Origin of the sequence: Pseudomonas sp. CFBP 13602 (genome assembly GCF_014842725.1) — a bacterium.
Lineage (GTDB): Bacteria > Pseudomonadota > Gammaproteobacteria > Pseudomonadales > Pseudomonadaceae > Aquipseudomonas > Aquipseudomonas baltica.
On the sequence record NZ_JACYVT010000005.1, the window covers coordinates 230,484 to 243,085 of the forward strand.

At 65.2% G+C, this 12,602-nt stretch carries 8 protein-coding genes; 4 read left to right on the top strand and 4 right to left on the bottom strand.

Features of this window, described 5'->3' with window-relative positions:
• Positions 1-36: 36 nt before the first annotated feature.
• The gene (locus IFU31_RS12305; protein WP_122479944.1) at positions 37-1,707 is read left to right on the top strand and encodes a putative bifunctional diguanylate cyclase/phosphodiesterase; all 1,671 of its coding nucleotides are present in this window, start codon (positions 37-39) and stop codon (positions 1,705-1,707) included.
• Here IFU31_RS12305 and IFU31_RS12310 read toward each other — a convergent pair.
• Positions 1,688-3,067 (bottom strand): NorM family multidrug efflux MATE transporter, encoded by a 1,380-nt coding sequence (locus tag IFU31_RS12310; protein ID WP_192103105.1) that lies wholly within the window; start codon positions 3,065-3,067, stop codon positions 1,688-1,690. The genes IFU31_RS12305 and IFU31_RS12310 overlap by 20 nt on opposite strands.
• A 224-nt stretch (positions 3,068-3,291) precedes the next feature.
• On the opposite strand from IFU31_RS12310, the gene IFU31_RS12315 reads away from it, so the two are divergent.
• Positions 3,292-5,283 (top strand): methyl-accepting chemotaxis protein, encoded by a 1,992-nt coding sequence (locus IFU31_RS12315; protein ID WP_192059360.1) that lies wholly within the window; start codon positions 3,292-3,294, stop codon positions 5,281-5,283.
• A 24-nt stretch (positions 5,284-5,307) separates the two neighbouring features.
• Here IFU31_RS12315 and hglS read toward each other — a convergent pair whose 3' ends face one another.
• Positions 5,308-6,681: a 2-oxoadipate dioxygenase/decarboxylase HglS gene (gene hglS, locus IFU31_RS12320; protein WP_192103107.1), complete on the bottom strand. Its 1,374-nt coding sequence runs from the start codon at positions 6,679-6,681 to the stop codon at positions 5,308-5,310.
• A 121-nt stretch (positions 6,682-6,802) separates the two neighbouring features.
• Positions 6,803-7,690: a LysR substrate-binding domain-containing protein gene (locus IFU31_RS12325; protein ID WP_192103109.1), complete on the bottom strand. Its 888-nt coding sequence runs from the start codon at positions 7,688-7,690 to the stop codon at positions 6,803-6,805.
• 131 nt (positions 7,691-7,821) lie between these two features.
• Between IFU31_RS12325 and amaB the strand changes: the two genes are divergently transcribed.
• The gene (gene amaB / locus IFU31_RS12330) at positions 7,822-9,312 is read left to right on the top strand and encodes an L-piperidine-6-carboxylate dehydrogenase (RefSeq protein ID WP_192103112.1); all 1,491 of its coding nucleotides are present in this window, start codon (positions 7,822-7,824) and stop codon (positions 9,310-9,312) included.
• 154 nt (positions 9,313-9,466) lie between these two features.
• Entirely contained in the window at positions 9,467-10,753 is a 1,287-nt protein-coding gene (gene amaA / locus IFU31_RS12335; RefSeq protein ID WP_192103113.1) for an L-pipecolate oxidase, read from the top strand.
• A gap of 263 nt (positions 10,754-11,016) precedes the next feature.
• On the opposite strand, the gene IFU31_RS12340 is transcribed toward amaA, so the two are convergent.
• A complete protein-coding gene (locus IFU31_RS12340) occupies positions 11,017-12,510 on the bottom strand; it encodes a YifB family Mg chelatase-like AAA ATPase (protein WP_192103115.1) in 1,494 nt (497 codons plus the stop codon).
• Positions 12,511-12,602: the final 92 nt, after the last annotated feature.

The following is a 12,602-nucleotide window of genomic DNA, read 5'->3' on the forward strand; positions in this document are numbered from 1 at the left end:
TATCGAATGACTGTGAAACTGTCCCAAGGAGCTCGTTTGTCTACGCCTGTCGAACCCGCGCGGCTGTTGCTGCTGGCCCAGGATCGCACCTGGGCCACGTCGCTGCGTGAGTGTCTGGCGACCCTTGGCAATGTGGCCACATTGATCGAGGCGTCCGCCTGGGATCCTGTGGCTGCGCACTTCGACAACCAGCCCGGCACCTTGCTGCTGACCACCACCGCCCTGCTGCCGGCGCCCGGCCGTTGCGCGCTGCCGATCGTGCTGCTGCTGACCCAGGAGCCGGACGAGCCGCCGCCGGGCGCCAGCGACTGGCTGGTGCTGGGCGAACTCACCAGCGACACGCTGCGCCGCTGCCTGCGCCATGTGCGCGAGCGTGGCGTGCTGCAGGACACCCTGCAGCGCCTGGCCGAGCAGGACCCGCTGACCGGCATCGCCAACCGCCCCGGTTTCCAGACACTGCTGGCCGCGCGCCTGGCCGAGCAGGAGGGCCGTGGCGTAGCCCTGGGCCACCTGGACATGGACAACTTCCGCCATGCCAACGATGCGCTCGGGCACCAGGCCGGCGACCGGCTGATCCTGCAGGTGGTGGCGCGCCTGAAGAAGCAGCTCGAGGCGGGCGATCAGGTTGCCCGCCTGGGCAGCGACGAGTTCGCCCTGTTGCTCGACACCCGGCGTGACCCGTCACGGGCCGAGCGCCTGGCCGCCAACATCATCGAGGCCATGGCCGAGCCGTATTACGTGGACGGCGAGAGCCTGCTGATCGGCTGCAGCCTGGGCATCGCCCATGCCCGCGCCGGTGCGGGCGCCGATCCGCTGATGTGGCATGCGCACATCGCCATGCAGCAGGCCAAGAGCACCCAGGGCTGCAGCTATCATCTGTTCAACGAACGCATCAACCGTCACGCGCGCAGCCTGGCGGACCTGGAAAGCGAGCTGCGCCGCGCCCTGCGGCGTGACGAGCTGGAGCTGCACTACCAGCCGCGGCTGGACCTGAGCGGCAATACCATCGTCGGTCTCGAGGCCCTGGTGCGCTGGCGCCACCGCGAGCGTGGCGTGCTTGCCCCCGGCGAATTCGTGCCCCTGGCCGAGCAGAGTGGGCTGATCGTACCGATGGGTTACTGGGTGATCGCCCGCGCCCTGCGCGACATGCAGACCTTGCGCGATGGTGGCTTCGAACCATTGCACATGGCAATCAACCTGTCGTTCCGGCAGTTCCAGGATAGCCAGCTGCTCAGCACTCTGGGGCGCTTGATCGCCGAGCGCGGCATCGACGCCGGCTGGCTGGAATTCGAACTCACCGAAACCGCCGTGATGCGCCGCAACGACCTGGTGAAGCGGACCATGGACGCCTTGGGCTGCCTGGGCGTGCGTTTCTCCCTCGACGATTTCGGCACCGGCTTCTCCTCGTTCGTCCACCTGAGCAGCCTGCCGATCGCCTTGCTCAAGATCGACAAGAGCTTCGTCAGTGGCATGGAACAGCGTCCGGAAAACAGCAAGTTGGTCCACGCCATGATCAACCTGGCGCACAACCTTGACCTCAAGGTCGTCGCCGAGGGCGTCGAAACCCCCGAGCAGCTTGCGTTGCTGCGCGATTTCGGCTGCGATCAGGTGCAGGGTTACCTGATCAGCCGGCCCCTGCCATTGGAGCAGCTGCAGGCATTCCTGCGTTTCGGCCAGGCCCAGGCCATCAGGTCGCCAGCGCCGTAGGCCCGGCCAGACGGCGCAGTCGGCGCATGCGCCATTCGAACGCCCAGGTCAAGGTACAGGCCGAGCACAGCAGGCCCAGCGCCAATCCCCACCAGACGCCCACCGCACCGAGCTGGAAGTGGAACGCCAGGCTCCAGGCCGCTGGCGCACCGATGGCCCAATAGCAGAAAAGTCCCACCAGGAACGTGGTCTTGGCATCCTTGAGGCCGCGAATGGCGCCCATGGCGATGGTCTGGATGCCGTCGAACATCTCGAACCAGGCCGCCACCGCCAACAGGCTGATGGCCAGCTCGATGACACCGTGGAAGGTCGGGTCGGCCCGGTCCAGAAAGATGCCCACCAAAGGGCCCGGTGCGAGCCAGAACAGCAGGGCGAAGCCGAGCATCACCACCGCACCGAAGCCGATGCCGACCCGCCCGGCCAGGCGCGCAGCCAGCAAGTGCCCGGCGCCGTAGTGCTGGCCGATGCGCATGGTCACCGCGTAGGACATGCCGGCAGGCACCATGAAAGCCACCGAGATGATCTGCAGGGCAATCTGGTGCGCCGCCAGCGGCGTGCTGCCCATGGTGCCGATGCACAGCGCGGCGAAGGCGAACAGGCCGACTTCCACGGCGTAGGTGCCACCGATCGGCAGCCCCAATCGCCACAACTCGCGCAAGGCCGGCAGGTTCGGCCGGGCCAGACCCTTGAGCAGCGGGTAGGGCGTGTAGGCACGGTGATAGCGGATGTACAGCGCCAGGGCGATTGCCATCAGGTTGCTGACGATCGCGGTGACCATGCCGATGCCCACCAGGCCCAGTTTGGGCAAGCCGAACAGGCCCTCGATGAACGCATGGTTGAGCAGGTAGTTGGCTACCGTGGCAATGATGCTGATGACCATCACCGGCGTCGCCCGACCCAGCGCGGCGGTGAAGCCGCGCAGCGCCATGAAGCTCAGGAAGCCTGGCAGCGCGAAGGGCAGCAGCAAGAGGAACTGGGTGGCGAAAGCGACGTTGGCCGGAGTCTGCCCGAGCATGGCCAGGACCGGCCCCAGGTTCCACAGCAGTACCGCCGCCACCGCCGCCATGCCCCAAGCCAGCCACAACCCGGCCTGGGTCAGGCGCGCCACGCCTTGCTGGTCGTTGGCACCCTTGCGGATCGACACCAGGGTGCCGACTGCAGCGATCACGCCGATGCAGAAAATCGAGACGAAGGAATAGCTGGCCGCCCCCAGGCCGCCGCCAGCCAGCGCCTCGGGGCTCAGGCGGGCCATCATCAGGGTGTCGGTCAGGACCATCAGCATGTGTGCCAGCTGCGAGGCGATCAGCGGCCCCGCCAGCCGAAGCAGGGCCTGAAGTTCGATACGTACGGTGGGCTGCATGATGAATCCGGCTCGGTCGGCTCAGGGGTGGGACGCAGGATTCTCAGCCTTGTGGCAGCGCAACGCAAATGTGATGTGTAACGTTCATGTCGCAGTGCGGCGCTCAAGTATTCGTTTGGATCGCCGATGTAGCAGTACCAATAAAATCAAGGATGGCAGGTGCAAGAAAGGTCTGGACCATCCCTGGCACTGCCTGCCACGTACACGTTTCCCAGGAGCTTCACATGTCTCAACCTCGCGCTCGTATCGCCACGCAGCTGGGCATTGCCCTGGCCGTGATCCTCGCGATCGTCATCACCGGCAGCACCGCCTTCGCCCTGCGTTCGCTGGACATCGCCAACCTGGCCATCCGCGAACAGCACATGGCCAGCGAGGCGCGGCTGCTGGCCGACCAGCTCAGCACCTTCCACAGCACCCTGCGCGACAGCACCCAGCGTTTGAGCGGGCTGTTCGAGAAGCGCTTCGCCGGCGGCCTGAGCGTGGACGCCAGCAGCCCGGTCACAGTGGCCAACCAGCAGACACCGAGCCTGCGCCTGGGCAGCCAGACCCTGAACAACGACTTCAAGGAAGTCGACGATTTCAAGCAGCTGACAGCGGGTGTCGCTACGGTGTTCGTGCGCAGCGGCGCCGAGTTCGTGCGTATCAGTACTTCCCTGACCAAGCAGGATGGCAGCCGCGCGATCGGTACCGCGCTCGACCATGCCCATCCCGCCTACCAGCGTTTGCTCGACGGCCAGAATTACATCGGCCGTGCGGTGTTGTTCGAACGTTCCTACATGACCCAGTACACACCGGTGCGCGACGGCTCAGGCCAAGTGATTGCGGTATTGTTCGTCGGCTTCGACTACACCGACGCGCAGAACACCCAGTTCGCCAACCTGCAGCGCTTCCGCATCGGCCAGACCGGCTCGCTGGCCTTGCTCGACGAGCAGAATCGCTGGCTGGTAGCGCCAGCCAACGTCAACGACCCGGACGCCGCCGCCAAGGCATTGGCCGACCTGGCACTGCTGGATGGCAAGGGCCGGTTGTGGAACGACGGCAAGCAGGACATCTTTTCCGAAGCGGTGACATTCCCCGGCGGGCCCTGGAGCGTCGTGGCGAGCATGCCCAAGGCAGAAATCAATGCCGTGACCTGGAGCGTGGGGACGCAACTGGCGATCGGCAGCCTGCTGGCCATGCTGATCGCCGTGGGCGCAGCCATCTGGCTGCTGCGCAGCAAGCTGCGGCCTCTGGGCGAACTGGTGCGCCAGGCCGAAGCCCTGGGCGCGGGTGACCTCGATGCACGGCTGAAGGTGTCCAGCCATGACGAAATAGGCCAGCTGGCCAGCAGCTTCAACCACATGGGCGAAGCCTTGTCGAACATGGTCGTGCACATCCGCAATGCCGCCCATGAAGTCAGTGGCCGCGCGCAAACGTTGTCGAGCCTGTCGGCGGGCGCCTACGAGGGCATGGAACACCAGTCCGGCGAGATTTCCAGCATGGCCGGCGCAGTCGAGGAATTCAGTGCGACGTCCCTGGATATCGCCGACAACATGGGCCACACCCAGCGGATGGCCCAGGACAACGCCCAGCAGACCCGCATCGGTCGAACCTCCATGGATGAGGCGTCCAATTCTCTCGAGCAGATCGCCGGCGCGCTGAACAGCACCGCAGGGGTGATCAACACGTTGGGCCAGCGCTCGCAGGAAATCGGCGGCATCGTCGGCGTGATCACCTCGATTGCCGAGCAGACCAACCTGCTGGCCCTCAACGCCGCCATCGAAGCGGCCCGTGCCGGCGAGCAGGGCCGGGGCTTTGCCGTGGTCGCCGACGAAGTGCGCAGCCTGGCCTCACGCACCCGTCAGGCCACCGATGAAATCTCCGGCATGATCAGCAGCATCCAGAAGGAAACCGCCAACGCCATCAGCACCATGGACCAAGGCAACGTGTTGATGCGCGAAGGCCTGACGCGCAACGCCAAGGTCGCCCAGGCGTTGGCGCAGATCGACGAGCAGAGCCGTTCGGCCGGGAATCAGTTCGATGCCATCAGCACCGCCACCCAGGAGCAGAGCAGCACGGCCACCATGCTCAGCAGCAACCTGCAGAGCATTGCCATGACCAACGGCGAGCAGCGCGAGGTGGTGTCCAACCTGGCCCAGACCGCCCGCGAGCTGGAAGGCCTGGCCGCAGAGCTGCGCCAGGAAGTGAACCGTTTCCGTGTAGGCGGTGCCCGCTAGCGGCAGGCTTCGGCGCGACCGGCCTCAGTTCAGCGCGGCAAGGCCCAGTGCGCGGGCGCAGTCGTCCAGCGAGCGCTGCTGGGTCTGGGCGTACAGCGCCAGCTCGTCGAGCACCGTTCGGCCCAGGGCCTGATGGAAAGCCTCCTGGCTCGACCCCAAACCATAGTCGGCCTGGGCATCGTCGCCCAGGTTGGACTGGAAGATGCCTGCGGCGCTGACCGGCAGGAAATCTTCGTAGACCAAGGGCTCGCAGCGAATCGCGCCATTGTCCAGCAGACCTTTCAGCGTCGTCTGGCCCGCGCTGGGCTGGCCGCTGGCGAAATAGCGGAAGAACGCCAGGTCCTGCTCGCGCATCTGCGCCAGATCATCCGGAAACTCACTGAACTGCTCGCCCAGCAGACGCATGTACTCGTCGGCATTGGTCTCGCTGGGGAACCCGGCAAGCGCGCTGCGCGAGGCGTTCAGCAAGCGATCGTACAGCGCACGCCCCTTGGGCGTCAGCGCCGCGCCGCGTTGCTCGATCTCGCCGAAGCGCGCGGTGTGGCTGCCTTCGGCGACAGCGGCCTGATCGGTGAAGGCGACCTTTTCCTGCAGCGCCTTGAAGCTGGTCTGCCGCAACAGGATGGCATGGCGACGCGGCGGCGGCCCTTCGATGACGGCCTTGGGTGTGATCCCGCGCGCGGGCATCAGCGCCTGCACCTTGTCGATGTCCAGCGTGCGCGGGGTCAGGTGATTGATGTGCGGCCCCTTGAACGCCACCACATCGGCGATCAGTCGATGGGCGTCGTGCAGGCGTTGATACTGGTCCGCTGTCACCGTGGCGTCGTGGTGCCAGCGGAAGGTTTCCAGGGCCTGCTCGACGAACGCATCGGCGTCGGCTTGGTCGAGGCCGCCGTCGCGCTCGAATCGCTCGATCAGGGCCAGGCACGGCGAGGTGAATATCTGCCGCTGCGCCAGCAGGTGGGTGGCCTGTTCGCGCAATGCGGCATCCTCGATCAGTTCCAGACGCAGCAGGGACGTGAACACGCGAAACGGGCTTACCTGCAAAGACTGTTCGTGCACCGCGCGAAATGCCGTGGAGTGCACCGGCACACCCGCCGAGGTGAGATCGTAGTAGCCCACCGGTTGCATGCCCATCACCGCGAACAGCCGAGCGATGGTTGCCAGCTCTGCGGCGGTGCCGACCCGAATCGCGCCATGGCGCTCGGCATCCAGACGCTCGATCTCGCCGGTGCGCGCCAGGGACGCGGCCAAATCCGGCTGTTGTTCCAGACCCTGGCGATTGACTTCGCCGACCAGGCTCATCAAGTCGCCATACAACGGCACTTCGTTCTTGTACATCTTGGACATGGCGCGGGAAAACGCGGCACGGGTCTGGTCGGGGCTGACGAAAGGCATGGCGAACTCCTGGCGCAAAGGGCTGGGAGTATGAAAGCGGGGAATGACCTGCACGATCAAGCGAAAAAAAGTGCGGGGGTCATTCCCGCAGGTCGGCTTCGCTGTCGTTCATGCTGCGCCGCTAGTGGGCGATCTGCCCCAGAATCCAGTCGACCAGCGCGCGCACCTTCGGCACTTCCGCGGCGTGTTCGGCAAAGGCGACGAAATGCGCGCCCTGGCTGCTCATGGTGTGCGGCCAGGGCATGACCAGGTTGCCGCTGGCCAGGTGGTTCTCTGCCAGGTAGCGCGGCACCAGGGCCACGCCACAGCCGGACAGGGCAGCGCTGAGGCACATGTAGAAGGTATCGAAGCGCGGGCCGTGGTAGCTGTTCTGGGCGCTCAGGCCTTGCTCCAGAAACCACTCGTGCCACGCCTCGGGGCGCGACGTGCATTGCATCAATACCAGCTCGGCCAACTGTTCGGCGTGGGTCAGCGGCTGATCGAGCAGGTCGGGCGCACACACCGGCACCACCTGATCGTCGAACAACTCGATGCAGGTCGCTCCGGGCCAGGTGCCCTGGCCGAAGAAAAACCCCACGTCGGCCTTGGCCTGCAGCAAGGCGAACGGCTCGAGTTCGTTGCGGATGTCCAGATGGATATTGGGGTGCGCCTTGCCGAAACCCTTGAGCTTGGGGATCAGCCAGCCCACGCCGAAGCTGGGCTGGGTGGCGACGGTGAGCACTTCGGTTTCGTCGCCGTAGGACAGGATGTAGCGGCTGGAAATGTCCACCTGAGTGAGGATCTTGTTCACTTCGGCCAGGTACAGCGAGCCGGCCGGTGTCAGTTGCAGGCGTCGGCGGATGCGCAGGAACAGGTGGTGACGCAGCATGTCTTCGAGCTGCGCAACCTGCTTGCTGACCGCGCTCTGGGTCAGGTGCAGTTCTTCCGCTGCGCGGGTGAAGCTCAGGTGGCGGGCGGCCGCTTCGAAGCACTGCAAGGCCGTCATCGAAGGAACAAGGCGTTTTGACATGGAGGCATCGCCGCAAGGTCATGAGGTGAGGGAATGATATATGGAATATTGCTCCGTTGTGGTGGTCTGGCCTGCGGATTAATACTGATCTCAATCCGTTCTTATCGTTAAAGCCTTGTGAGGAGAAAATAATGGTCGATGGCCTGCTCGAAAGCCTGGGTGTTGCGGCGAGTGCATTCAAGGATGGCAACCATCCTGTTCACACCCCAATCGACGGCAGCCAGATCGCCTCGGTGAGCCTGGAATCCAAGGCGCAGGTCGTGGCCAAGATCGAGCTGGGGCATAGCGCTTTCCTGGCCTGGCGTACCGTGCCGGCCCCGCGTCGTGGCGAGCTGGTGCGCCTGTTCGGCGAAGTCCTGCGCGCACACAAGGCCCAGCTCGGTGAGCTGGTCTCGGTCGAAGCGGGCAAGATCACCCAGGAAGGGCTGGGGGAAGTGCAGGAAATGATCGACATCTGCGATTTCGCCGTCGGCCTGTCTCGCCAGCTGTACGGCCTGACCATCGCTTCCGAGCGCCCAGGTCACCATATGCGTGAAACCTGGCAGCCGCTGGGCGTGGTCGGCGTGATCAGCGCCTTCAACTTCCCGGTGGCGGTGTGGGCATGGAACACTGCCCTGGCCCTGGTGGCCGGTGATTCGGTGATCTGGAAACCATCGGAAAAGACCCCGCTGACCGCGCTGGCCTGCCAGGCGCTGTTCGACAAGGCCCTGCAGCAGTTCGGCGATGCGCCCGAAGGCCTGGCGCAATTGATCATCGGTGATCGCGAAGCGGGCGAGGCGTTGGTCGATGATCCGCGCGTCGCCCTGGTCAGCGCCACCGGCAGCACCCGCATGGGTCGCGAAGTGGGTCCACGGGTCGCTGCGCGCTTCGGCCGCACCATCCTCGAACTGGGCGGCAACAACGCCATGATCCTGGCCCCCAGCGCCGACCTCGACCTGGCCGTGCGCGGCATTCTCTTCAGTGCCGTGGGCACCGCTGGCCAGCGCTGCACCACCTTGCGCCGGGTGATCGTGCACAGCTCGATCAAGGACGAAGTGGTTGCTCGGGTCAAGGCGGCTTATGCCAAGGTACGTATCGGCGATCCACGCAAGGACAATCTGGTCGGCCCGCTGATCGACAAGCAGTCCTTCGATGCCATGCAGGGTGCCCTGGCCAAGGCGCGTGACGAGGGGGGCGAAGTGTTCGGCGGTGAGCGTCAGTTGGCCGATCAATACCCGAACGCCTATTACGTCGCACCCGCCATCGTCGAAATGCCTGGTCAATCGGATGTCGTGCGCCATGAAACCTTCGCGCCGATCCTGTATGTATTGAGCTACGAAGACTTCGACGAGGCCCTGCGCCTGAACAACGAAGTGCCACAGGGCCTGTCCTCGTGCATCTTCACCACCGACCTGCGTGAAGCCGAGCGATTCCAGAGCGCAGCGGGCAGCGACTGCGGCATCGCCAACGTCAACATCGGCACCAGCGGCGCGGAAATCGGCGGTGCCTTCGGCGGCGAAAAGGAAACCGGCGGCGGACGTGAATCCGGCTCCGATGCCTGGAAAGCCTACATGCGCCGCCAGACCAACACCGTCAACTACTCGCGCGAACTGCCGCTGGCCCAAGGCATCGTGTTTGATTGATGGTTGAGTGATGTGGTGGCGGGGCTGGCGCTATTGCGGGTAGAACCCGCTCCCACAGGGATCTTTGCTGCAATGGATATCCCTGTGGGAGCGGGCTCTGCCCGCGATGACGACGGCGCGGTCCGAACCCGATTTCCCTGGCTTGGAATGAGTCATGAGCGAACTACGGCAACAATGTCTTTGGGAACACATCACCGCCAGGCCCCCTCACAAGGCGGCCCTGGCCAGTGCGGTAAAGGCGGACGTCTGCGTGATCGGCGGCGGCATCACCGGGTTGTGCGCTGCCATCGAGTTGCTGGAGCAGGGCAAGCGTGTGGTGCTGCTCGATGCCAGTGAAATCGGCACCGGCGGCTCGGGCCGCAACGTCGGACTGGTCAACGCCGGCACCTGGATTCCGCCCGACGAAGTCGAGCAGACCCTGGGCAGTGCGGTGGGCGGTCGTCTCAACAGCGTGCTCGGCGGCGCGCCGGCTGAAGTGTTCGCGCTGATCAAGCGCTATGGCATCGACTGCCAGGCGCACAACGACGGCACCCTGCACATGGCCCACAACGCCAATGGCGTGGCCGACCTGAAATCGCGCTGCGAGCAATGGCAACGGCGCGGCGCCGACGTCGAGCTGCTCACCGGGGCGCAATGCGTCGACTACTGCGGCACCAAAAAGATCGAGGCCGCCTTGCTCGACCGGCGCGCCGGTACCATCAACCCCATGGCCTATACCCGTGGCCTGGGCTCGGCCGTCGAGCGCCTGGGCGGGCAGGTGTTCCAGCACTCGCCGGTGTTGGGCCTGGAACAGCAGGGTGGTGGCTGGCTGGTCAAGACTGCCAAAGGCGAAGTCAACGCCGACAAGGTACTGATCTCTACCGGCGCCTACACCGAAGGCGACTGGTGCAATCTGCAAGGCCAGTTCTTCCGTGGTTACTACTACCAGGTGGCTTCCAAACCTCTGCACTCGGCCGCGGCAGACGCTGTGCTCAAACACGGCCAGGGTTCCTGGGACACCCGCCTGGTACTGAGCAGCATTCGCCGTGACGATGATGGCCGTTTGTTGCTCGGCAGCATGGGCCGCGTGGACAACAAGCCGGCCTGGTTCATCCGCCGCTGGGCCGACCGCATCCAGACCCATTACTTTCCCCAACTGGGCAAGGTCGAATGGGAAATGCACTGGACCGGCTGCATCGACTTCACCCCCGACCACCTCATGCGCCTGTTCGAACCCGCCCCGGGGCTGGTCTCGGTCACCGGCTACAACGGCCGTGGCAACACCACCGGCACCGTCGTGGGCAAGGCCTTGGCGCAGTTTCTGCTGCATGGCCAGGCCGACAGGCTGCCCCTGCCGTTCTGCACGGATAAACCCGTTTCGGTACCGACCCTGCGCACCGGCGTCTATGAAACCGGCTTCTCCCTCTACCACGCCGGCCAAGTCCTGCGCGTGGTTTTGTAGCCTCCAAGCCCTGTGGCAGCGGCGCAAGCCGCTTTGGCCCCGATCGCGTTCCGACAGCCACACCGCACCCACCGCCGACGCGGCTCGCGCCGCTGCTACAGGGGTATCGCAATCCCCCGCCGGCGTGGTGAGCCCCGAACACCGCATTCACGACCGACGCGGTGATGAATGAATACCCAATCCCCTGTAGCAGCGGCGCAAGCCGCGTCGGCGGTATCCCCGATGGGCGTGCTGAAACGCAATGACGCCTGGCGTCTTACCGATCACTGCGCCGACGGCCGATACTGCAACGCCTCCGCCACATGCGCCCGCTCGATGTCTTTCGCCTGCTCCAGATCCGCCAAGGTGCGGGCCACCTTCAACAACCGGTGCGCCGCCCGCAGCGACAGCGTCAGCCGTTCACAGGCGGTTTCCAGCCAGCGCTCATCTTCGACCGACAACCTGCAATGCTCGCGCAACCCCGGCAGATCGAGAAAGGCATTGGCACACCCCTGACGCCGACTCTGCAACTCGCGCGCCTCGGCCACCTTGCTGGCAGCACTGGCCGTATTCTCACCCGCCTGTGGCACATGGCTCAGCGCCGTCGCCTCGCGCGCTACCGTCAGATGCAGATCGATCCGGTCGAGCAACGGCCCGGACAGCTTGTTGCGGTACCGCTGAATCTGGTCGCTGCCGCATTGGCATTTGCCGCTGGGGTCACCCAGATACCCACACGGGCACGGGTTCATCGCCGCCACCAACTGGAACCGCGCCGGAAAACGGATCTTGTCCCGCGCCCGCGCAATCACGATCTCTCCGCTTTCCAGGGGTTCGCGCAAGACTTCCAGTACCTTCCTGTCGAACTCCGGCAATTCATCGAGAAACAGCACGCCATGATGCGCCAGGGTGATTTCTCCTGGCTGCGGCCGACTGCCACCGCCTACCAAGGCAGCGCCCGAGGCCGAATGATGAGGATGCCGAAAGGGCCGCTGCGGCCAGTTCTTCAGCGGCACATGGCTGGCCACCGACTGAATGGCCGCCACCTCCAGCGCTTCGCGCTCGTCCAGCGGCGGCAGCAATCCGGGCAATCGACTGGCGAGCAAGGTCTTGCCCGTTCCCGGTGGGCCGCTGAACAACAGGTTGTGCGCGCCAGCGGCGGCCACCAGCAGCGCACGCTTGGCCGCAACCTGGCCCTGCACTTCGCTCAGGTCTGGATAAGGCTTGCTCAACAGCAGCAGGCCATTGGCATTGAAAGGACTGATCGGGTTGCGCCCATTGAAGTGACTGACCAGCTGCATCAGATCATCCGCAGCAATCACCGTCAGGTTCGAGGCCAGCGCTGCCTCTTCGGCGTTATCCCTGGGCACGATCAGCGTTCGCCCTGCATCGCGAGCAGCGAGGGCAGCGGGCAAGACACCCTGCACCGGCCGCACGGCGCCCGACAGCGCCAGCTCGCCCAGGCATTCCACGTTATCCAAGGTAATGGCCGGAATCTGCCCGCTGCCCGCCAGGATACCCAGCGCAATGGCCAGGTCGAACCGGCCGCCGTCCTTCGGCAGATCCGCCGGCGCCAGGTTCAGGGTGATCCGCCGCGCCGGAAACTCCAGCCCCGAATTGAGAATCGCGCTGCGCACGCGATCCTTGCTCTCCTTGACCGAGGCCTCCGGCAGCCCCACCAGCGTCAGCGCCGGCAGCCCATTGGCCAGATGCGCCTCGACCGTGACCGCAGGCGCACCCACGCCCACCTGGGCTCGGCTGTGAACGATAGCGAGAGACATGCGTGCTCCATGCGTTGAAAGAGGAACCGCTTCCTGCGGTGGTGGTGCGAGGGTAGTGGATGGGGAAGGGGGCGCCAGTGGAGAAATGATTC

Excerpts from the sequence above, each read along its gene's own strand:
- IFU31_RS12310 (WP_192103105.1), bottom strand. The coding sequence starts at position 3,067 with ATGCAGCCCACCGTACGTATCGAACTTCAGGCCCTGCTTCGGCTGGCG.
- IFU31_RS12315 (WP_192059360.1), top strand. The coding sequence starts at position 3,292 with ATGTCTCAACCTCGCGCTCGTATCGCCACGCAGCTGGGCATTGCCCTG.
- hglS (WP_192103107.1), bottom strand. The coding sequence starts at position 6,681 with ATGCCTTTCGTCAGCCCCGACCAGACCCGTGCCGCGTTTTCCCGCGCC.
- IFU31_RS12325 (WP_192103109.1), bottom strand. The coding sequence starts at position 7,690 with ATGTCAAAACGCCTTGTTCCTTCGATGACGGCCTTGCAGTGCTTCGAA.
- amaB (WP_192103112.1), top strand. The coding sequence starts at position 7,822 with ATGGTCGATGGCCTGCTCGAAAGCCTGGGTGTTGCGGCGAGTGCATTC.
- amaA (WP_192103113.1), top strand. The coding sequence starts at position 9,467 with ATGAGCGAACTACGGCAACAATGTCTTTGGGAACACATCACCGCCAGG.
- IFU31_RS12340 (WP_192103115.1), bottom strand. The coding sequence starts at position 12,510 with ATGTCTCTCGCTATCGTTCACAGCCGAGCCCAGGTGGGCGTGGGTGCG.